This window comes from Acidiphilium sp. PA, from assembly GCF_026191915.1.
GTDB lineage: Bacteria > Pseudomonadota > Alphaproteobacteria > Acetobacterales > Acetobacteraceae > Acidiphilium.
Genome location: NZ_JAIMBY010000010.1, coordinates 122,676 through 143,725, shown reverse-complemented (window position 1 = coordinate 143,725; position 21,050 = coordinate 122,676). Strand labels below are relative to the sequence as shown.

The following is a 21,050-nucleotide window of genomic DNA, read 5'->3' as shown; positions in this document are numbered from 1 at the left end:
CTTGATCCAGATCAAGCCAGCCGGTCGCTCATATCCGCGCAAGCCTGTCATGCAGCGCCGCCAGCCGCGTCACCGCACCGCCCGCCCGCTTCAACGCGCCGAACCGCCCATCCTCGATCACCCGTCCCGCCGCCAGCACCACCACCCGATCCTCCTCGGCAATGCCGGCGAGCCGGTGGGTAATCGTGATCACACTCCGCCCGACGCCGATCGCCGCAATCGCCGCGCGCACCGCCGCCTCGGTCAGCGGATCGAGCCCCTCGGTCGGCTCGTCGAGGATCAGAAACGGCGTATCCCGCAACGCCGCCCGCGCCAGCGTCAACCGCCGCGCCTCACCACCGGAAAGCCGCACCCCCGCCTCGCCCACCAGCGTCTCCAGCCCGTCCGGCTGGGCGCGCACGAAATCGGCCAGTTGCGCAATCGCCAGCGCGTCCCACAACGCCGCATCATCGGCCTGCGGATCGGCGATCAGCAGATTATCGCGCACCGATCCCGCAAATATCTGCGTCTGCTGCGAGACCAGCGTGAACAGCGAGCGCGCATCATCGCCGCGAATATCCCGCAGCGCCACGCCGCCCAGCGTCACGCTGCCCGCCTGATACGCGGCAAACCGCAGCAGCACATTCACCAGCGATGTCTTGCCCGCGCCGCTGCGCCCCAGCACCGTCAGCCGCTCGCCGGGCGCAAGTGCGAGATCAAGCCCATCGAGCGCCCACCCCGCCTGGCCCGGATAGCGCAGCCGAACCCCCGCCAGCACCAACCCAAGCGCCGCCGGCCGTGCCGGGCTGCACGCCGGATCGCACACCGGCACCGGCCGATCCATGATCTCGAACACACGCCGCGCCGAATCCCGCATCCCGCCCAGCGCCTGAAACGCCCCCGCCAGCGGCGCGACCGCCTCGAAGGCGGCCAGCGCGCCCAGCACCAGCAGCGCCAGATCCGGCCCCGCCAACCGCCCCGCCACCACCAACCGCCCGCCGATCACCAGCATCGCCGCCATCGTCACATTGGCGATCAACACATTCCCGCCGCTCCCGATCCCCGCAATCGTCGCGAGCCGCCCCTGCCGCGCCGCCAGCGCCGCGCTCGCGCCCTCAACCCGCGCCTGCATCGCCGGCGCCGCATTATAGGTGAGCAATTCCGCCATACCCTGCACGCTGTCGATCAGATCGGCCCGCATCGCGCTCTGCAACGCCACCGCATCACCGCTCGGCCGCCGTCCCAGCCGGATACTGATCAGCGGCAGCGCCACCCCCGCCGCCACCAGCCCGGCCAGCAGCACCACCCCGCCCAGCGGCACGAAGGCGGCAAACACCAGCGCCATCAGCACCGACCCGATCGCCGCGACACTGAACGGTGCGACCACGCCCAGAAAAAAATCGCCCAACCGGTCGACATCCGCGACCAGCCGCCCGAGCAGATCACCCCCGCGATCCGCCGCGAGACCCAGCGGCGCCAGCGGCTCCAGCCGCGCGTACAAATCCGTGCGCAACCCCGCCAGCAGCCGGAACGTCGCCTCATGATCCACCAACCGCCCGGCATAGCGCGCCACCACCCGCACGGTCGCGAAAAACCGCACCCCCGCGGCCGGCGTGAAAAAATTGAAACTGTTCTGCGCCGCGATCCCCGCGAGCCCGACCACCCCGGCACTGGCCAGAAACCAGCCGGACAGCGCCAGCAACCCGAAATTCGCCAGCACCGTCACCAGCCCGAGCGCAATCCCCCCGGCAATCCACCGCCGATACGGCGCATAAAGCCGCAACAACCGGATCAGATCGCGCATGACACCGCCGCATCGACAGACCCGGCCCCGATCAGCCCCGCATACACCCCACCCCGCGCCAGCAACGCCGCATGCGTGCCGGATTCGACGATCCGCCCCGCATCGAGCACCAGAATCCGGTCCGCATGCCGCACCGTCGCCAGCCGATGCGCAATGACGATCGCGGTCCGCCCGCGCACCAAATCGCCGATCGCGGATGTCAGCTCCGCCTCGGTTTCGAGGTCCAGATGCGCCGTCGCCTCATCGAGAATCAACACCGGCGCATCCTTTAAAAACGCCCGCGCCAGCGCCAGCCGCTGCACCTGCCCGCCCGACAATCCCGCCCCGCCATCACCGATCCTCGCATCGAGCCCGCCCGGCAGCGCCATCACCACATCGCGCAACCCCGCCCGCGCCAGGGCCGCCAGCATCGCCGGCACCGTCGCATCCGGCCGCGCCAGCCGCAGATTATCCGCAATACTCCCCGCGAACAGCCGCGGCGCCTGCGGCACATAGGCGAGGCACCGCCACCAGGCCGCGCGGTCCAGCGTATCGAGCGGCTCGCCGTTCACCACCACACCCCCCGAAGCCGGCGCCACAAACCCCAGCAGCGCCGCCGCCAGGCTCGATTTCCCCGCCCCCGACCGCCCGACGATCGCGGTCAGCGACCCCGCCGGAAATACGCAATCAATGCCGCGCAGCACCGCCGGCCCCGGCCCATACGCAACCACCAGCCCGGCTACACCGATCGAAACCGCCCCCGCCGGCACCGGCGCCTCGCCCCAGCGCACCATCGGCGCGGTATCGAGCACGTCGAACAGCCGCCGCGCCGCCGCCAGCGCGTTCATCCGCGCATGGTAATGCGTCGCCAGCCCGCGCAACGGCTGAAAAAACGCCGGCACCAGCAGCAAAACGAAAAACGCCGGAAAAAACGCGATATCGCCATGGATCAACCGCGCCCCGAACAGCACCGCCACCAGCGCGATCGAGAGTGAGGCAAAAAACTCCAGCGCCGCCGAGGTCAGAAACGCCACCCGCAACCCCGCCATCGTCACCCGCCGGTAGTCATCGGAAATCCGCCCGATCAGCGCAATCTCCTCCCGCGCCCGCCCGAACAGCTTGAGCGTGGTGATCCCCTGCACCGCATCCAGAAAATGCGCACTCATCACCAGCAACTGCCGCCATTGGCGCTGGTTGATCGCCTCCGCCCGATACCCGATGAACACCATGAACAGCGGAATAATCGGCCCGCTCACCACCAGAACCAGCGCGCTGATCCAGTCGAACCGCAGCACCGCGGCCAGCACCGCCAGCGGCACCAGCGCGACCAGCGCCATCTGCGGCAGATACCGCGCCAGATACGGCTCCAGCGCCTCGATCCCCTCCAGCGCCGTCGCCGCCAGATCCGCACTGCGCTCCCCCGCCGCATAATGCGGCCCGAGCGCGAACACATGATCGAGCAGCAGCCGCCGCAACGACAATTTCACCGCAGCCGCCGCCCGATGCGCCGCGACCTCCGCCCCGAAACTCAGCCCCGCCCGCACGAGAAACACCACACCCAACGCGATCAGATCATCCCGCACCGCCCCGAGTGTGACATGCCGGAACACCAGCGCCGAAACGATCCGCGCCAGCACGAACGCCTGCCCGATCACCGCAAGCCCCGCGGCAAACCCGAGCGCAATCGCCGCCGTCAGCCCCCGGCGCGCCCCGCGCCCGGCCGCCACCAGCCGTCGATCGATATCGCGCGCCATCCCGCTCCCCGCCCGGCGCTAGACGCCGCCCCGCCGCACCACGACCGGCGCACCGAACCCAATCCCTGACCCCTCTGCATCGCGCATCGCCGAACATCCCACTGGTGTTCCGCACCATAGGACAAGTGAGACCCCGCCACCTTGATCCAGATCAAGTCACGCGCCGCACCCGCGCGGCCTCACCCCTCCGCCTGGCCGATCGCCGCCAGTCGCGCCGGATCGATCACCGAAATCACATGATCCGCGCCGACCGCCACCACCCCCTGCTTGCGCAGCGTCGCAAGCGCGCGCGAAATCGTCTCCACCGTCAGTCCCAGATATTCCGCCAGATCATTGCGCGTCATCGGCAGATCGAGCCGCGTCGCCGCACCCTGGCACGAAGCGACACGCAGCCCCCACCCATCGAGAAAACTCGCCACCCGCTCCACCGCCGTCTTGCGGCCCAGCAGCAGCATCTGTTCCTGCGCAATGATCAACTCATGCGAAGCGACATCGAGCAACCGCCGCTCGATCGCGGGAAACCGCGCAAACACCGCACGCAATTCGCCCCGGTCGAAACTGCACAACTGCACCGTCTCCAGCGCCTCGGCGCCGAACATATACGTCGCATTCGCCGCCAGCCCGATGAAATCCCCCGCACCGGCAAACCCGGTAATCTGGCGCCGGCCATCCGGCAGATCCTTGAACAGCTTGGCCGTGCCATGATTGATGTTGAAAAACTGCCGCGCCGGATCGCCCTCGGTGACGAACCCGCGCCCCTTCTCGATGCGCGCCTGCCGCGCCACGCTCGCCAGAAAATGCAGATCATCGTCGGGCAGCGCATCGCACAACCCGATATGCCTCGCGTCGCACTGCGCACATAACGCCGGCACCCCGCCCGCCACGACATTCACCGGCGCACGCCTCAGATTTCCGATCGTGTTCTGCATCTTGCGAGACTCCCACAAATCCGATCGCACCTGACTTTACGCCTCGCCGTCGTTGGTCGCAATCAGGTGAGCTCAATTTGAGGGAAGGGCAGAATCTTCTTTTTTGTGAACAAAAAAAGCTTTGTTAATTTGGGCCCGTGACGGTGAAAACGGCCGTGCCTCAGAGTTGGAAAGTTTTTTGCTTCTTTTTTACAAAAAAGAAGTGCTTCCTAAAACTGCACCCCAAACGAAGCCGCATTCCGATACAGCATATAAATCGCCACAACGAACACCAGCCCGGCAAACACCCGGTTCAGCGCCGCACGGCGCGGCGCCAGCGTCATCGCAACCCGCGTCCCGATCAACCCGCCAGCCACTCCGCCGGCAATGAATTCCGCCGCCACCACCCATGACACCAGCCCGGATGCGGCGTAATTGACCGCTGTGGTCAGCCCGAACGTCCCGACCGACAGCAGCGACGACCCGATCGCAAAAATCATCGGCATCCCGGTCGAGAACAGCAGCCCCGGCACGATCAGAAACCCGCCGCCGATCCCGAAAAACCCCGACAGCGCACCCACGATCAGCGCCGCAACGCACACCTGCAAACTCGTGCGCAGATCGAGCGACCCCTCATCCACCGCTTCAGCACCGCGGCCGCCCGCCGGTGGCCGCCGCCGCAACATCAGAATCCCCACCGCAATCATCAGAATCGCGAACAGAAACAAAAGTTTCTTGCCCTCGAACTGCTTGCCCAGCGTCGATCCCGCCAGCGCACCCACAATCCCGAGGATTGAAAAAATGATCGCGCTGCGCCACCGCACGTTCCGCTTACGCGCATGGCCGGCAAAATTCGCAAACGCATTGACCGAAACCGCCAGCGCACCGGTCCCGATCGCCCGATGCGGCGCCAACCCCACCACATACAGCATCAGCGGTGTCGCCAGAATCGAGCCACCGCCGCCGATCAATCCAAGCGTAAACCCCACCACGCCGCCCGACAAAATCGCCAGGATCAATTGTTCCATCATATCCCCCCGATCGCGATCGCCTCTGCTCCGCCCGATCCGCCGGCATCCAATGACCTAAATTACGTAATTAAGCTAGACATTGAAGTGATAGTTTGCAAATAAATAGATCGAAGCCGCGCCCCCGGTTTCAAAACGGAAAAACAGCCCCCGGTTTCCAAACGGAAAAACAGAAGGACAACGCCATGCCCGCCACCCCATCGAACCCCGATGGCCCAACCGACCCGACCGCGCCCCCGACCACGGCCCTGACCGCCGATCGCAGTTTCGATATCCTGATCATCGGCGGCGGCGCCGCCGGCATCACCACCGCCGCCCTGCTCCGAGGCAAGACGAAATGCACCATCGCCATCGTCGATCCCGCCACCACCCATTCCTACCAACCGGGCTGGACCCTGGTCGGCGCCGGTATCTTCACCCTCGAACAAACCACCCGCGCCGAGGCAACCCTGATCCCCAACGGCGTCGAATGGATCAAACAAGCCGCCGCCACGTTCGAGCCCGATCACAACACCGTCGTGCTGGCCGATGGCACCCGCCTCGCCTATCGCTACCTCATCGCCTGCCCCGGCCTGCAACTCGACTGGGGCAAGATCGAAGGATTGACCGAAACCCTCGGCCGCAACGGCGTGTGCAGCAACTACCGCGGCGATCTGGCCGCCTACACCTGGCAATGCATCCGCAATTTCGAAGGCGGCCGCATGATCTTCACGCAACCGCCCATACCGATCAAATGCCCCGGCGCGCCCCAGAAAATCGCCTATCTCGCGGCCGATCACCTCCGGCGCACCAACAAACGCGCCGGCGCCGAAATCGAATTCTGCACCGCACTCGATGCCCTGTTCGGCGTCGGCTATTTTATCCCCGCCCTCAAGGCCGCCATGCAGGATCACGCCATCGCGGTGAACTACAAAACCACCCTGAAAGCGATCGACGGCCCCGCCAAAAAAGCCATCTTCGCGGTCACCGCACCCGATGGCACAATCACGGAATCAGTCCGCGCCTTCGACATGATCCACGTCACCCCACCCCAAAGCGCGCCCGACGTTCTGAAAACCAGCCCGATCGCCAACGCCGCCGGCTTTGTCGAGGTCCATCAGGCGACCATGCAACACGTCAAATTCAGCAATATCTTCGCCCTCGGCGATGCCGCCAGCACCCCCAACAGCAAAACCGCCGCCGCCGTCCGCATGCAGGCGCCGGTGCTGGTCCGCAACCTGATCGCCGCCATGAACGCCCAAACCCTCACCGCCGCCTACGACGGCTACGGCTCCTGCCCGCTCACCACCGCCTACGGCAAAATCGTGCTCGCCGAATTCACCTACGGCGGCAAAGTAACCCCCAGCTTCCCGCTCGACCCGCGCAAACCACGCTACTCTGGCTGGCTGCTCAAATCGAAATTCCTGCCGTTCCTGTATTGGAACATGATGCTGAAAGGCAACGAGTTCGATATCGGCCATAAGGAACGCAGCTTTGCGGACGCGGCTTGATTGCTGATTTTCAAAAGAGAAGGCAAGCAAGCGCTTCTTTTTTGTTCACAAAAAAGAAGACTCTTCCTAACCGATCTCGAAAACCGATCAGTCCAATCGCCCAAACCACAGTATTCCTCACAATCCAGCGTTCTATGATCCCGCACATCGTTTCAGGTGGAGTCCACACCATGGCCCGACTACCGCGCCGCATCCTCGCAACGATCATCCTCGCCGGCCCCTGCCTCGCAGCAGCGGCACCACCGCCGCAGGTCGCAAGCTGCGCGGCCTGCCATGGCGCCAACGGCCTCGGCAACGCCACCGCCGGCTTCCCCGCTCTGGCTGGCCTGCCCGCGCCCTATATCGAGCAACAGCTCTACAGCTTCAAACACGGCAGCCGCATCAATGCCATCATGACCGGCATCGCCACCAGCCTGACCAGCGCGCAACGCACGGTGATCGGCCAATACTACGCCGCCCTGAAAGTGCCGCCCATACCCGAACCCAACCCCCTGCCCACCGGCCCCGGTGCCACCCTCGCCCTCAACGGCGCATGGAACCACCAGCTCACCGGCCTGCCATCCTGTGCATCCTGCCACGGCCCCTACGGCATCGGCGTCGGCGCCCAATTCCCCCGCTTCGCCGGCCAGCCGAAACAATACCTCGCCGCACAACTCACCGACTGGCAGAAACACAGCCGCAAGAACGATCCGCTGCATCTGATGTGCAATGTCGCCGGCAAGCTCAGCAACACGCAAATCGAAGCGGTCGCCGCCTACTACGCGGCGCTCGCCGCCAACCCGACCGCCCTGCCCAAACCCGGCGCCGTCAAGGAAGCAAAATAATGCGCCAAACCATCGCAGCCCCCCTGCTCGCCCTGAACCTTCTCGCCTCGACCTCGCACGCCCACGCCGCCCCGCCGCCCGGCCCGCTCGCCTTCACCCCACCGCCGGAAAGCGCCATGCCCGGCGGCAAATTCGGCGATGCCGTCAAACGGGGCGAAAACATCTTCCGCCACACCACGATCTTCGAAAAAGGCGTCATCGGCAACGCGCTGAATTGCAGCAACTGCCACCTCGATGCCGGCCGCCTCGCCGGTTCCGCGCCGATGTGGGCCGCCTACAACGCCTACCCCGCCTACCGCTCCAAAAACGGCAAGGTCAACAGCTTCGGCATGCGGCTGCAAGGCTGCTTCGCCTATAGCGAAAACGGCAAAGTGCCCGCGCTCGGCAGCCCGACCATCGTCGCCCTCGAAGCCTATGCCTACTGGCTGACGAGCGGCGCCCCCACCGGTACGCCGCTCGCCGGGCGCGGCTATCCCGAACTCGCCCCACCGCCCAAACCGGCGACCTACGCCGCCGGTGCGGCGGTCTACGCATCAAACTGCGCGCTCTGCCACGGTGCGGCCGGCCAGGGCCAGTACGCACGCGGCCAGACCGTGTTTCCCGCACTCTGGGGCGACAAATCCTTCAATTGGGGCGCCGGCATGGGCAGCATCAAAAACGCCGCCGCCTTCGTCCACGCCAACATGCCCTATGGCGCGGTCGGCACGCTCAGCGTCCAGCAGTCCTGGGATGTCGCAACCTATATCGACAGCCAGAACCGCCCGCAGGACCCGCGCTTCACCAATTCGGTCGCGGTCACCCGCAGCAAATACCACAACAACAAATACTCGATGTACGGCAAAACAGTGAACGGCCACGTCCTGGGTGACCAAGCACCGGGCACCGCGCCATAACCCCAACGCCATCACCAGAAGGACAAGCCATGACCGACCATGCCACCCACGGTTCGCAGCGACATGATCCAGACGATCGGCGGCAGCACCATCGTGACAATCAACCAAGCAATCAGACAGCGTAACCGGGATTCCCCGCAACCCCGATCAGCTTGACCTGGTTGGGTTTAATGAGCCGCACGATCTTCCTGCGTTTCAGATTGGCGGCCACCACCGCCCACACCGGCGTGCCGGTCTGCGGCAACGACACCGAAGCCCAGCTCACCACCTTATACGTCTTGCCCGCCTCGACCGTCTCGCCGTTATCGAGCACCATCCCGCTGATCCGATGCCCGATCAACTTGGCCGGCGCGCAGGCATAATTCATCCCACCAACGCGGATCATATCGCCGCCCTGCTGATAATACGGGTTCGGATTGAACAGATTATCGCAGACATCCTCCATCATCGCCTTGATCGCCGCCCCCGTCATCATCGACACATACACCATCGGATACGTGATCGCGGTCTCCGTCAGCAAATCGCCCATCGTCAACACGCTGCCGCTCAGAAACGAATTGCCCCAGCGAAACCCTGGCGAAAACGCAATCTGCGCATCCATCTCCTCGCGCAGCGCATCCATGATCACCTGATCGACCGAACCATAAAAATTGTTACGTCGATATAACAATACCTCGGTCGTCGCGAGCGTCTCATCCAGCATCGCCCGATGCGGCGCCTCCGCCGCCTCGATCGCATCGCGCACCACCGCATCCGGCTTGATCCGATCGGTATAGATCGGCAACAATCGATAATGCAGATCCTTCAGCCTGCCCTTGCCAAGTTCCAGATCGAGCACGGCGATGAACTTGCCGGCCGCCCCGGCATTGGTCACAATCGTAGTGCCGCCGGCATTCTTCACCAGCACCGGCGCCGGCACCGCATCATGGGTATGCCCCCCCAGAATGATATCCAGCCCCGTCACCTGCGCGGCCAGTTTCAAATCCACCGCCATGCCGTTGTGCGACAGCAGCAGCACCGCATCGACCTTATGCGTCTGGCGCAATTCGTCGATCATCTTCTGCAGATTGCCGGCCCTGATCCCGAACCGCCAATCCGGCACGAACCGGCGCGGATGCGCAATCGGCACATAGGGAAACGCCTGCCCGATCACGCCAACCCGATAGCGCCCCAATTCCCTGATCACATAGGGCGGAAACACCTGACCCGTGGTCTGATCGAACGCCGCGACCCCCATCATCCCCGCCTCGGCCGATAAAAACACGTTCTGCGCAATGAACGTACCGCGCAGCGCCTTGATGATCTTGCCAAGCCCGTCCTGGCCGTAGGTGAATTCCCAGTGCCCGGTCATCGCATCGATGCCCAGCAGATTGCCCAGCGTAACCATGCTCAGCCCGCCGGTCAGATCGGCAACACCCGTGCCCTGGCACAAATCCCCGCCATCCAGCAGCAGCGATCTGCCCGCACCCGCCCCGGCGCGCAGCGTGTCGATCACCGTCTTCATCGCGGCGAACCCGCCGAGCCTGCCAAACCGATGCGCCAGCTGCTCGAAATCCAGAAACATGAACGCATGCGCGGCCCTGGTGCCCGACTGCATATGGTACATTTTCAGGAAATTCTTGCCCACCAGATGCGGCGGCCGGCCGCGCGCGGCACCAACCCCGATGTTCTGGTTCGGCTCGCGAAACCGCACCGGCCGCGCGTTGGCATGCGTGTCGGTCTGGTGAATGATCCGCACATCGCCCTGCATCGGCACATCGTATGCATCCGCCGCCGAAACCGACAGGCGCGGCAACAGCGCCGTACTCGCCGCCGCCATCATCACGCCCCGCCGTGTCGTCCGCATCATGAAATCCTCACCGGTCCACCGGACACGACAGCGCGACGCCCACCCTCACTGCCCGGATTTCATATGATCCACCGGCCCGGTCATCCGCGGGGTCAAATGCATCGTCACCGCACTCGACGTAATCCTGATCGAAGACGGCCTGACGCAAGCCTCCATGCACGCAGTATTATGCGTCACCGGTCGCGGATCGCTCCAGTCGAACCCATCGCGGTTCGGCATCCTCACCAGCGGCACCGATGCCGCATCCGCAACCCAATCGCTCCTGGTCACACCGTTCATGTTCAAAATATACGCGGTCAGCGCATAGACCTGATCCGGTTTGAGCGTATGCGGCGCATAAAACGGCATCGCGCGGTTGATGTAATCCCACACCGTCGTCGCATAGGGCCAATAGCTGCCCACCGTCCGCTCCGGGCTCGACCCGCCCAGCGACCCCACCCCACCGGCCAGAGCCGGATAATCATGCGCCCCCTCGCCAAAAGCGCCATGGCACATCGCGCAATCGCTGGCATAAACCGCCGCTCCCGCCGCCGCGGTGCCCGACCCCGATGGCAGATCGGCCCCGCCCGGCGGCACCGCAATCGTCCAACCCGCAATCTGCGCCGCGCTCGGCACCGTACCGATCCCGTAATAACCCGGCCTCCTCGCCGGTTTGTACCGCCCGAGCCGGCCATTGCCGTCACCCTCGGCGCGCCAGACCTGCAAATCCGTTTTCGATACAATACCGGCACCGTGCTGCGCCGCATTGCCCCCACGCGGCGAACCCGGCGGCGGCGTCGGCGCCGCACCGGCCTGCCCGCCCATCAGCGCAAGACCCGCCAGCACCGCAACCCCCCTACGAGAGCTGAACATTGTTCACCGCCCCGCTGGCCAGAACCTGCCAGGTTTGAATCGCATTGTTCCCGTAAACCGGATCAGCGCCCCAGAACCTGTGCTTCTGCACGATCGTCGGCTGCACATACCCCGTCTCATCCGTCACGCGCGACTGGATCAACGCGTCCTTGCCATCCCACCACCACGGCAGCGTGAACCGCGTCAGGCATTTGTCCAGAATCGGATGATCGAGCCTGGCGCGCTGAAAATTCACCCCGCCATCCAGCGAGACATCCACATGTCTCACCTTGCCCCGCCCGCTCCACGCCAGCCCGCGGATCTCGTAAAACCCCGGCCCCTGCGTCAACGGCCTCTCCGGGCACGGAAACGTAATCACCGATTTCGCGTCCATCACCCAGGTGAACCCGAGCGATGTCCCATCCGCCAGCAATTCGCTGTATTCGCTGGTCTCCTCACGCGTCATCCACGGCTCCGGCCCGACCTCGATCTGGCGCAGCCACTTCACATTCACATTGCCCTGCCAGCCCGGCACCACCAGCCGCGCCGGATACCCCTGCTCCGGCCGCACCGCCTCGCCGTTCTGCCCCCAGGCGATCATGCAATCATCCAGGCATTTCATCATCGGCAGGCTGCGGTTCATATGCGCGCCATCCGAACCCGTCGCACACACCCACCGGCTGTCGGAATACAACCCGGCCTCATCGAGCAACGTCGACAACAGCACGCCCGTCCATTCCGCGCAGCCGATCATGCCATGGGTCAACTGCAACGAATTCAACTGCGCCGCCGGCCACTCCGTCGCCCCATTGGCCGGACACTCGATGAAATGGATACGCGACACCGAAGGATACCGCATCAGCTGATCCAGCGTCAGCAGCAGCGGCCTCTTCACCCGCCCGCTGATCATCAGCCGGAACGCCTTCGGATCGACCTGCGGCAACCCCGCATGATACCGCTCGAAAAACAACCCGTTCGACGTGATGATCCCCGGCTGATCCTGCAACGGCGTCATGCTCGCATCGGCATCCCGCGTCGGCGACAGCCACGGCACATACCGCCGCACCACACTCTTCTCGAACGGCGAGGGCGAGCCATACGGCTTGCCGTCCACCCCATGACCCAATGAATTCGACCACGCATTGTCCGCCGGCGGCGCCGCCCCGCGCGCGCCACGCACCGAACCCGCAATCACCGTCGCCCCCGCGGCGGCACCCAGCCTGAACACGTCACGGCGGTTTCGCTTGGTCATAATCCCCCGGCAGGCTCGTTTTTATGCGCGGCCACGTCGCCGATGCCCGCGTTCACACGCCTTGAAGACGCACCTTCATGATAAAATACGAACGGGTCAACGATCATTTTCGCGGCCCCCGCCCTTCCCCCGCGCTCCGCACCCTCCCGCGCCGGCATCGCCGCCGCGTCAGCGTTTGAGCAGAACGTCCCGGGCTTCGTTCAACTTGCCGATCAGCCATTCAGACCCCCCATGCTCGGGATTCGCAAACCACAGCATGTGTCGATACGCCTCCAGCACTTCTTCGCGTGTCGTGCTCGGCGTAAGCCCGAACACATCGAGAGCCTCGGCCCGGGACATCACCCTCGGCGACGGCGCGGCACGCGGCGGCGGAGGCGGCGGGCTCGATACGGTCGGATCACGGCGCCACAATGTGCCAAGAAACGGCAATAACCCAAGCACGACAACGCCACGCCCAGGCAACCACGCGGTCGCGGCAAAACTCGCCGCCAGCGACAGCAACACCCAAAGCGCCGGATGGCGCAACCCGTTGTGCCAATCCCGTCTGCCGTCCGGCTGCGGCCAGAACAACACAGCAAACGCCGCCAGGCCCAGAACAGCGGCAATCAACCAGCGATCGACATCGCTACTCACAACATTCGATCCCGGATTCGATCGGACATCCTCATGCACCCCCATCGAAGCCATCAAATGCGCCACCAAACAAGCGGAAAATTTCGAAAATCGACGCACGGACCCGTTTTTCACGGCTTTGGCACCCGCCCGTGATCGCCCGGACCGTGGCTCGACAGCGGCGGGGGATATTGGCGCAGAGCCGGTTTGGCGGGGAAGGGAAGGCTTCTTTTTTGTAAAAAAGAAGCAAAAAACTTTTTTTAATCTGGGACTGGGGGTGGGGCGGCTGGTTGCCTCAATGAAAACTAACGGCTGCCCTAACAAAACGCTTTCTCACCCCCCGGCCTGCCGCCTATCATGCCTGCGTGCGCGCAACCCCAACCAATCCCCCCTTCGTCATCCGCTGCTTCATCGTCATGATGAACGCCCTGTGCGACGCCGTGGCCGAACACGGACCCGCCGGCTACGTCCCCATCCCCATGGTCAACCGGATCTGGACCCGCCTGCAAAACCTCACCACCCGCTTCCTCGCCGCCCTCGCGCGCGGCCCCATCCAACCCCGCCCCAAACCAGCCGCCAAACCAACCCCCGAACCCAACCCCGAAGCCCAACCCGACCCCCAGCCACCCCGCGCCCGCCGCAAACGCCTCACCCTGCCGTGCCGCGAAGCCTGGCTCTACCGCCTCATCCCCGAAACCGGCTTCACCCGCTTCGCCCTGCAAACCATCCTCACCGACCCCGAATTCGCCGGCCTGCTCGAAGCCAACCCCCGCCTCATCCGCATCCTCGCCCCGCTCTACCACGCCATGGGCATCGACCTGCCCGCACAACCCCCCGTCACCCCCACCCCACCACCAGACTCCCGCCGCCACATCCTCTTCGGCACGCCAGACCCTACCCCACCCGACGCCCCACCCCCAAACCAGGATTTCAAAATTCAACCCGCCTGACCCCAGCATCTTCGCACGCCCAAATTGTTACGATATCGCAACAAAACAAACGAATAAGGCACGATCCAGCCAAATCCCAAGCCCCAGAGTCAAAAAGTTTTTTGCTTCTTTTTTACAAAAAAGAAGCCTTCCCTTTCTTACCCCCTAACAGGTCCTGCCTCACTTTGTGTGACCCGAGGCCAGCTATGGTTTTGGCTGCATAGCGGGTAAATCTCGCGAATGAGCAAAACCCTGCACCTCAGTCCACTCGCCGGCATTCATGTTGTTGATATCCATCGAGATGGCGCCAGCTGGATTGTCGAAGCCACTGGCTCCAACCGCGGTGCCTGTCCCTCCTGCGGCGCCGTTTCAACTGTGCGGCACGGCCTCTACCGCCGGTCCTTGCAGGATTTGCCGACGCAAGGAGCGTCAGTGATGATCAAGCTGTCCGTCAACGGCTCAAGTGTCTCACTCAGCAGTGCGGCCGACGGACATTCGCGGGATGCGCCTCAAACGAGATCGTGCAAAATGCACGCCGAACATCGAGGGTGGCCAAGATTGTCCGCCTGCTCGGACATAGCACCGGCGGTCGGCCGGCGGAACGGCTGCTGGGCTGCTTCGGCATGATGGTGAGTGATGATACGGTCTTGCGCTGCCTGAAGAACCGCTCTGCGACGCCCTCAGCGACGGCGCTGCGTGTCGTCGGCATCGACGATTGGTCGTGGCGCAGGGGCCAGACCTATGGAACCATCATCGTCGATCTCGAGCGCCGATGCGTGGTGGACGTCCTCGCCGATCGGTCATCCACAAGCGTAGCGGCTTGGCTCAGCGCGCACCCCTCCATCGAGATTGTCAGCCGTGATAGGCAGGGACTTTACGCTGAGGGAGCTCGGATCGGCGCTCCTCAAGCCCGACAGATCGCTGATCGCTTCCATCTGATCCAGAATTTGCGTGAGGTGATCGAGAAACAGCTTGGGCGTCTCGAGCGTCCGCTTCGCACCAAAGTCTCGGCAACCGCCGAGATCGACGACACGAGAGCAGGACTACGTTGCCTGCTCCAGGCCAAGTTCGAGCAGGTTCGGCGTCTGTACGATGCCGGCAAGACGGCCACGGCAATTACACAGGAACTTGGCCTCAGCCGCAAGCGCGTCGACAAGTGGATCCGTTTGAACATTCTACCGGAACGCAACGCGATGGCACCGACCCGGCGATCGCCGGCCTATTATGAGGGCTACTTGTCGCGCCGCTCGGCGGAAAGATGCACTGTCGTGCGTCGTCTGCTTACCGAGATCAAGCAGCTCCGCTTCACAGGCTGCTACACCCATCTGGCCCGGTTCGTTTCACCGTGGCGGCGGCGTGACCGTGAGAGTAAAGAGGTACGGGCAACGTCCACTCCGTCCGGCCTGCTTGCCCAGGACCCGGTGACGGGGCGTCAGATATCGCCCCAGATGGCGGCCATGCGGGGTTTCGCTATGCGGTTTCGCGGGATCCTTCGCAGCCGAGATGGTGGCAAGCTCGATGCGTGGCTCGAAGAAGCCTGCCATTCCGGAATCTATGCGCTCCAGCGCTTCGCGCGCACGGCACAGGGAGACCTCGACGCTGTCCGTAACGCCGTGACCGAGCGATGGAGCAATGGGCAAGCCGAGGGCCAGATCAGTCGGCTGAAAACACTCAAGCGAGCCATGTATGATCGCGCCGGCGTGGCTCTCCTGCGCGCCCGAATGCTTCCGTTCCAACCCCCTGGTTTTCACACGAATTGAGGCAGGACCCCCTAACACTCGATAAAATTAGCCGCGAGCCCCCCAAGCGAGGTCTCTTTATACTTGCTGTTCATATCCGCCCCGGTCTGTCGCATGGTGGCGATCACCTGATCGAGCGAGATATGGTGGGTACCATCGCCCCGTGCCGCGAGCGAGGCGGCGCTGATCGCTTTGATCGCGCCGAACGCGTTGCGTTCGATGCAGGGAATCTGCACCAGGCCGCCGACCGGGTCGCAGGTCATGCCGAGGTGATGTTCCATGGCAATTTCCGCGGCGTTTTCGATCTGCCGGTTGGTTGCCCCGCGTGCGGCGGCCAGCCCGGCGGCGGCCATCGAGGCGGCGACGCCAACCTCGCCCTGACAGCCGACTTCAGCGCCCGAGATTGAGGCATTGGTCTTGAACAATCCGCCGATCGCCGTGGCGGTGAACAGAAAATCGCGCATCAATTCGTGGGTCGCACCGGGGCAGAAGTCGCGAAAATAGCGCAGCACGGCGGGAATAACCCCGGCCGCGCCATTGGTGGGCGCGGTGACGATCTTGCCTCCGGCGGCGTTTTCCTCATTCACCGCCATCGCGAACAGGCTGACCCAGTCCATTTTTTCATGGGGGGCCAGGTCGTTGCGCGCGGCGTCGGTCTGCATTTTCGCGTGCAGCGCGTGCGCCCGGCGGGTGATTTTCAACCCGCCGGGCAGGGTGCCGGTGGTCCGCATCCCGCGTTCGATGCCGTTCATCATGGTCGCAAGCACTAGGTCGGCGTGGGCCAGCACGGTTGCCGGATCGCGCAGCGCGAATTCATTGGCGCGCATCATGGCCGCGATCGACAGGCCGGACGCCTCGCCGAGCCGCAGCAGATCGATGGCGTTGGCGAACGGATAGGGCACGGTTTCGGTGATCGCGCCGAGATCGGGCTTTTCATCCTCGCGAATGACGAACCCCCCGCCCACCGAGCACCAGCGTTCGGCGGCGATCGTGCGCCCGGCGGCGTCGAGCGCGCTGAATTCGAGTGTATTGGGGTGGCGCGTGGTGGCCGTTTCGTAGTCGAAAACGATATCCGTTGCCGGATCGAACCTGATCGGATGAACCCCGCCGAGTTTCAGCACGCACGCGCGCGCCACCGCCGCGGCGATCGCATCCGCCTGATCGGGATCGACCGTTTCCGGCGCCTCACCGGCAAGGCCGAGGATCACCGCCTTGTCGGTGCCGTGGCCTTTGCCGGTCCACGCCAGCGAGCCGAGCAGCGTGATTTGCACGCGCGCAACGCAAGCGGGATCAGCGAGGTCGGATACAAAACTATGCGCCGCCCGCATCGGCCCGACCGTGTGGGACGATGACGGTCCGATGCCGATTTTGAACAGATCGAACAGGCTGATCATGACAGGGTCAATCCGGATACTCGCGGCCGATCTCGTGCAGCAATGCCGCCACATAGGGCGCGAACGAGCGCCAGATTTCAAGATGGAACGAGGCAGGGCTGGTACGCCACAGCACGATGTCGGCCTTGGCGAAAATCGTCCGCGTCGCCATGCCGACCGGAAATGCCGCAAGGCCGAGATCGAGCGGGCAGACCGCGTTGATCATCGCCGCCGCGTGCGGCCCGGCGAGCCTGATGCCGGTCTGCCGATGGCTGACATCGACCAGCGAAAACAGCCGGCCCGCCAGACCGGCGGCAAGCCCGCCCGGAATCGCCGCATCGGTGGCGGGCGCCAGCACCAGCCATTCATCCGGCCCAAGCCGCAGCGCCGTCCGATCGCCCGAGGTCACGGCCCGATTGATCGGCGCGGTGAAATCAAGCCCGAGCGCGGCGCCCGCGGCGGTCAAGGACTCTTCCGGGAGCCGCAGCACGAAGCGGGTGAGCGGGGCGGATTTTTCGATCCTGCGATCCACCGCACCCGGCAGCGGGGCGGTGCGCCGTGCGTCGGCGTGGGCGAGTGCGATGTCAGCCATCGAGCCGTGCTCCTTCGGGATCATAGAAAACCGGATCGGTCAGCGTCACCGCGACCGAGCGCCCTGGCAGCGGGACGTGCAGGGTCTGGCCGATCCGCGCCCGTCCGTTCCGCACCATCGCGAGCGCGATCGAGCGATTAAGCGCCGCGCTCCAGTAGGACGACGTCACATGCCCCAGCATGGTCATCGGGACCGCCTGTGCCGGATCAGCGACGAGATGCGCCCCCTCCTCCAGCACCTCGGCGGGATCGGCGGTGAGCAGCCCGACCAATTGCTTTCGATCGGTCTGGCTCGCCAGCGCGGTGCGGGCGAGGGCGCGCTTGCCGACGAAATCGGGCTTCGCCTTGCCGATCGCCCAGGTCAGGCCGACGTCATCGGGCGTCGCCGTGCCATCGGTCTCCTGCCCGACGATGATGTAGCCTTTCTCCGCGCGCAGCACGTGCATCGTCTCGGTGCCATAGGGCACGATGCCGTGGGCCTGGCCCGCCTGGGCAACCGCCTCCCATACCGCGCGCCCGTAATCGGCCGGCACGTTGATCTCAAAGCCGAGTTCGCCGGTGAAACTGACGCGGAACAGCCGCGCCGGCACGCCGGCGACCCGGCATTCCACCACGCTCATATGCGGCATCGCGGCCGCCGAAATATCGGCATCTTCCACCAGCGGCGCAATCACCGCCCGCGCGCGCGGACCCTGCACCGCAATCACCGCATATTGTTCGGTGGTCGAGGTGAGCCAGACCTTCAGATCGGTGAATTCGGTCTGCAGATAATCTTCCATCATGTTCAGCACGCGCGCCGCACCGCCGGTCGTGGTGGTCACATGGAACCGATCATCGGCAATCCGGCCAACGACACCGTCATCGATGATGAACCCGTCCTCGCGCAGCAGAATGCCGTAGCGCAGCCGTCCGGGTTTCAGCTTGGTCCAGGCGTTGACATACATGCGGTTGAGAAATTCCGCAGCATCCGGGCCGGTGATTTCGATCTTGCCGAGCGTCGAGGCATCGAACAGGCCAACCCCCGCGCGCACCGCCGCACATTCGCGGGCCACGGCGTCATGCATCGTCTCGGCCCCGCGCGGAAAATACCGCGCGCGCTTCCACAGGCTGACATCCTCGAACACCGCGCCGTGCTCGGCGGCCCAGGCGTGGATCGGCGTCTCGCGCACCGGTTCGACCAGTTCACCGCGCGCATAGCCCGCGAAATAGCCGAACGGGATCGGCGTATACGGCATCCGGAACGTGGTGGTGCCGATGCTGGGAATCGCGACGCCAAGCGATTTCGACACGATGCCGAGCGCGTTCATGTTCGACGTCTTGCCCTGATCGGTCGCCATGCCGGTGGTGGTGTAGCGCTTGACGTGCTCGATCGAGCGGAACCCTTCGGACAGCGCGAGGGTGATGTCCTTCGCCGTCACGTCGTTCTGGAAATCAACAAAGGCGCGCACGCTGGCCGGGTCGCGGCCATGCGGCACTTCGCCCAGAAACCCCGCCGCACCGGTCTCGGCCACCGGCGCCGCCACCGCCTGCCCGGTCGCCGAAAGCCCGGCCGCCCGGCCCGAGGCGATCGCCGCTTCGAGCGACTGGCAGCCCGCGGCCGCACCCGCCGCAATCGTCGGCTCGGCCGGCGTGCCGGGAATAAAGGCATCCAGCGCCGGATCGAACGCGAGCTTGCCCCGGCTCTGCGAGAACAGATGCACGCTGGGCGTAAACCCGCCGGACATCAGCACCAGATCGCAGGCGATGCGTTCGGATTTCGTCTCGCCAATGGTGGCAACACTGACGGCCGCGACGCGCAGATTGCCCTCGGTGCCAATGATCGTCGCATGGGTGCGGACCGGCAGGCCCGCCGTGCGCGCCGCGTCCAAACCCGGCCCCGCGGGGCTTTCCCGCAGATCGACGATGGCGGCGATCGCCACCCCGGCCCGATGCAGCGAAACCGCCGCGCGATACGCATCGTCATGCGCGGTGAACACCACGGCGCGATTGCCCGGTTTGACCGCATAACGCTCGACATAGGTCCGCGCCGCATCGGCCAGCATGATGCCCGGCCGATCATTGTCCGGAAACACCAAAGGTCGTTCGATCGCACCGGTCGCGGTAATCACCTGCCTCGCGCGCACCTGCCACAGCCGGCCGCGCGGCGCATCGTCGCTCGCTTCGCCCTGGTGATCGGTCAGGTCCTGCGCCAGCCCGATCATATTGTGCGGGAAATAGCCGAACGCGATGGTGCGTGGCAGCATCGTGATGTTTGCAAAACCGGCAAGCCGTGCGCGCTGTTCGGCGAGCCAGGCGGATTTTCCGGGCTCCGCCAGCAGCGCGCCGCCGAACTGCGCCTGTTCGTCGCAAATGATCACCCGCGCGCCGGTTTCGGCGGCGGTGAGCGCCGCGCTCAGCCCGGCGGGCCCCGCGCCGATCACCAGCACATCGCAATGGGCATAGATCTGCGCATAGCGCGCGGCATCCGGCGCCGCCGGCGAACGGCCAAGCCCGGCGATGGCGCGGATGCGCGGCTCGAAAAACTTCGTCCACGCGCCCTTCGGCCACATGAAGGTCTTGTAGTAGAAACCGGCCGGGAAAAACCGCCACAGCCGGTCGGTAATGCTGCCGACATCGCGCTCCAGCGACGGCATGCGGTTCTGACTTTCCGCCCGCAACCCGTGATAAAGCTCAACCTGCGTGGCGCGCAGATTGGGCGTGTAATGCCCCTCATCGCGCCCGACGCCGACTAACGCATTCGGCTCCTCCGCCCCGGCCGAAACAATGCCGCGCGGGCGATGATATTTGAAGCTCCGCCCGACCAGATGCACCCCGTTGGCGAGCAGCGCGGATGCCAGCGTGTCGCCGGCATGGCCGGTCATGGCCTTGCCATCGAAGGTGAACGGCACGGTCCGGCTGCGGTCGATCAACCCGCCGGTGGCAAGACGATACGTCTGAGTCATGCCGGCACCTCACCGATCTTGTAGGTCTGCTCGAAAAAATCCGTCACCGTATTGCGCCGCGCGTTGAAGAACCGCCCGCACCCATGCGCGTGCCGCCAGCGTTCGGCATAGCTGCCGCGCGCGTTGCTGCGCTGGTAGAGAAACGCGGTCCACTCCGCATCGGTGGCATTCGCGGGGGCGCGCACCACATGTGCCTCGCCGCCGTAAGAGAACTCGATTTCAGGACGCTCGCCGCAATAAGGGCAGGGGATCAACAACATCTCTCAGCTCCGT

Annotated in this window: 17 protein-coding genes and 1 pseudogene; 6 read left to right on the top strand and 12 right to left on the bottom strand. The window is 64.9% G+C overall.

Translation table 11 applies throughout. From position 1 onward, the window contains the following. Positions 1-28 precede the first annotated feature (28 nt). From cydC to AruPA_RS13245, 4 genes are all read right to left on the bottom strand, one after another. On the bottom strand, positions 29-1,783 hold the full coding sequence (cydC, locus tag AruPA_RS13260) for a thiol reductant ABC exporter subunit CydC (protein ID WP_265637187.1): 1,755 nt from the start codon (positions 1,781-1,783) through the stop codon (positions 29-31). Continuing rightward, positions 1,771-3,516, bottom strand: coding sequence for a thiol reductant ABC exporter subunit CydD (cydD, locus tag AruPA_RS13255; protein WP_265637186.1), 1,746 nt, complete (start codon positions 3,514-3,516; stop codon positions 1,771-1,773). Before cydD ends, cydC begins: the two co-directional genes overlap by 13 nt. A 179-nt stretch (positions 3,517-3,695) precedes the next feature. Continuing rightward, entirely contained in the window at positions 3,696-4,445 is a 750-nt protein-coding gene (locus AruPA_RS13250) for a Crp/Fnr family transcriptional regulator (RefSeq protein ID WP_265637185.1), read from the bottom strand. Positions 4,446-4,654: 209 nt separating this feature from the next. Further along, a complete protein-coding gene (locus tag AruPA_RS13245; protein ID WP_265637184.1) occupies positions 4,655-5,452 on the bottom strand; it encodes a sulfite exporter TauE/SafE family protein in 798 nt (265 codons plus the stop codon). Between the two features lie 185 nt (positions 5,453-5,637). On the opposite strand from AruPA_RS13245, the gene AruPA_RS13240 reads away from it, so the two are divergent. The 3 genes from AruPA_RS13240 to AruPA_RS13230 all read left to right on the top strand — a co-directional run bounded on the left by AruPA_RS13240 (position 5,638) and on the right by AruPA_RS13230 (position 8,659). Next, positions 5,638-6,942: an FAD/NAD(P)-binding oxidoreductase gene (locus tag AruPA_RS13240; RefSeq protein WP_265637183.1), complete on the top strand. Its 1,305-nt coding sequence runs from the start codon at positions 5,638-5,640 to the stop codon at positions 6,940-6,942. A gap of 170 nt (positions 6,943-7,112) precedes the next feature. Continuing rightward, a complete protein-coding gene (locus AruPA_RS13235) occupies positions 7,113-7,766 on the top strand; it encodes a c-type cytochrome (RefSeq protein WP_265637182.1) in 654 nt (217 codons plus the stop codon). Further along, complete coding sequence (locus tag AruPA_RS13230; RefSeq protein ID WP_265637181.1) at positions 7,766-8,659, top strand: c-type cytochrome; 894 nt, start codon at positions 7,766-7,768, stop codon at positions 8,657-8,659. Before AruPA_RS13235 ends, AruPA_RS13230 begins: the two co-directional genes overlap by 1 nt. Positions 8,660-8,771: 112 nt before the next feature. Here the strand turns inward: AruPA_RS13230 and soxB are convergent, their stop codons facing one another. From soxB to AruPA_RS13210, 4 genes are all read right to left on the bottom strand, one after another. After that, positions 8,772-10,508 (bottom strand): thiosulfohydrolase SoxB, encoded by a 1,737-nt coding sequence (gene soxB / locus AruPA_RS13225; protein WP_265637180.1) that lies wholly within the window; start codon positions 10,506-10,508, stop codon positions 8,772-8,774. A gap of 45 nt (positions 10,509-10,553) precedes the next feature. Continuing rightward, positions 10,554-11,360: a c-type cytochrome gene (locus tag AruPA_RS13220; RefSeq protein ID WP_265637179.1), complete on the bottom strand. Its 807-nt coding sequence runs from the start codon at positions 11,358-11,360 to the stop codon at positions 10,554-10,556. After that, the gene (gene soxC / locus AruPA_RS13215) at positions 11,344-12,591 is read right to left on the bottom strand and encodes a sulfite dehydrogenase (protein ID WP_265637177.1); all 1,248 of its coding nucleotides are present in this window, start codon (positions 12,589-12,591) and stop codon (positions 11,344-11,346) included. The genes AruPA_RS13220 and soxC overlap by 17 nt, the downstream gene beginning before the upstream one ends. Before the next feature lie 168 nt (positions 12,592-12,759). After that, positions 12,760-13,224 (bottom strand): hypothetical protein, encoded by a 465-nt coding sequence (locus tag AruPA_RS13210; RefSeq protein WP_265637175.1) that lies wholly within the window; start codon positions 13,222-13,224, stop codon positions 12,760-12,762. Between the two features lie 344 nt (positions 13,225-13,568). Here AruPA_RS13210 and AruPA_RS13205 point away from each other — a divergent pair, with 344 nt between their 5' ends. The 3 genes and pseudogenes from AruPA_RS13205 to AruPA_RS13200 all read left to right on the top strand — a co-directional run bounded on the left by AruPA_RS13205 (position 13,569) and on the right by AruPA_RS13200 (position 15,892). Continuing rightward, entirely contained in the window at positions 13,569-14,153 is a 585-nt protein-coding gene (locus AruPA_RS13205; protein ID WP_265637174.1) for a hypothetical protein, read from the top strand. A 219-nt stretch (positions 14,154-14,372) separates the two neighbouring features. Beyond that, positions 14,373-14,567, top strand: a pseudogene (locus AruPA_RS21810) (transposase family protein); the annotation flags it as partial. Then, a complete protein-coding gene (locus AruPA_RS13200; protein WP_408858643.1) occupies positions 14,480-15,892 on the top strand; it encodes an ISL3 family transposase in 1,413 nt (470 codons plus the stop codon). The pseudogene AruPA_RS21810 and the gene AruPA_RS13200, both read left to right, overlap by 88 nt. An 11-nt stretch (positions 15,893-15,903) precedes the next feature. Here AruPA_RS13200 and AruPA_RS13195 read toward each other — a convergent pair whose 3' ends face one another. Genes AruPA_RS13195 through AruPA_RS13180 form a run of 4 tightly spaced genes read right to left on the bottom strand, consistent with a single transcriptional unit; the run spans position 15,904 to position 21,037 of the window. Beyond that, complete coding sequence (locus AruPA_RS13195) at positions 15,904-17,265, bottom strand: L-serine ammonia-lyase (RefSeq protein WP_265637173.1); 1,362 nt, start codon at positions 17,263-17,265, stop codon at positions 15,904-15,906. A gap of 7 nt (positions 17,266-17,272) precedes the next feature. Further along, the gene (locus AruPA_RS13190; RefSeq protein ID WP_265637172.1) at positions 17,273-17,836 is read right to left on the bottom strand and encodes a sarcosine oxidase subunit gamma; all 564 of its coding nucleotides are present in this window, start codon (positions 17,834-17,836) and stop codon (positions 17,273-17,275) included. Beyond that, a complete protein-coding gene (locus AruPA_RS13185; RefSeq protein WP_265637170.1) occupies positions 17,829-20,777 on the bottom strand; it encodes a sarcosine oxidase subunit alpha family protein in 2,949 nt (982 codons plus the stop codon). Before AruPA_RS13185 ends, AruPA_RS13190 begins: the two co-directional genes overlap by 8 nt. Continuing rightward, positions 20,774-21,037 carry a sarcosine oxidase subunit delta gene (locus tag AruPA_RS13180; protein WP_265637168.1) on the bottom strand — a complete coding sequence of 88 codons (264 nt, stop codon included), beginning with the start codon at positions 21,035-21,037 and terminating at the stop codon, positions 20,774-20,776. The genes AruPA_RS13185 and AruPA_RS13180 overlap by 4 nt, the downstream gene beginning before the upstream one ends. Positions 21,038-21,050: the final 13 nt, after the last annotated feature.

Coding starts and splice junctions, on each gene's coding strand:
- AruPA_RS13195 (WP_265637173.1), bottom strand. CDS start 17,265: ATGATCAGCCTGTTCGATCTGTTCAAAATCGGCATCGGACCGTCATCG.
- AruPA_RS13180 (WP_265637168.1), bottom strand. CDS start 21,037: ATGTTGTTGATCCCCTGCCCTTATTGCGGCGAGCGTCCTGAAATCGAG.
- soxC (WP_265637177.1), bottom strand. CDS start 12,591: ATGACCAAGCGAAACCGCCGTGACGTGTTCAGGCTGGGTGCCGCCGCG.
- AruPA_RS13235 (WP_265637182.1), top strand. CDS start 7,113: ATGGCCCGACTACCGCGCCGCATCCTCGCAACGATCATCCTCGCCGGC.
- AruPA_RS13230 (WP_265637181.1), top strand. CDS start 7,766: ATGCGCCAAACCATCGCAGCCCCCCTGCTCGCCCTGAACCTTCTCGCC.
- cydD (WP_265637186.1), bottom strand. CDS start 3,516: ATGGCGCGCGATATCGATCGACGGCTGGTGGCGGCCGGGCGCGGGGCG.
- AruPA_RS13240 (WP_265637183.1), top strand. CDS start 5,638: ATGCCCGCCACCCCATCGAACCCCGATGGCCCAACCGACCCGACCGCG.
- AruPA_RS13250 (WP_265637185.1), bottom strand. CDS start 4,445: ATGCAGAACACGATCGGAAATCTGAGGCGTGCGCCGGTGAATGTCGTG.
- AruPA_RS13185 (WP_265637170.1), bottom strand. CDS start 20,777: ATGACTCAGACGTATCGTCTTGCCACCGGCGGGTTGATCGACCGCAGC.
- AruPA_RS13220 (WP_265637179.1), bottom strand. CDS start 11,360: ATGTTCAGCTCTCGTAGGGGGGTTGCGGTGCTGGCGGGTCTTGCGCTG.
- cydC (WP_265637187.1), bottom strand. CDS start 1,783: ATGCGCGATCTGATCCGGTTGTTGCGGCTTTATGCGCCGTATCGGCGG.
- AruPA_RS13190 (WP_265637172.1), bottom strand. CDS start 17,836: ATGGCTGACATCGCACTCGCCCACGCCGACGCACGGCGCACCGCCCCG.
- AruPA_RS13245 (WP_265637184.1), bottom strand. CDS start 5,452: ATGGAACAATTGATCCTGGCGATTTTGTCGGGCGGCGTGGTGGGGTTT.
- soxB (WP_265637180.1), bottom strand. CDS start 10,508: ATGATGCGGACGACACGGCGGGGCGTGATGATGGCGGCGGCGAGTACG.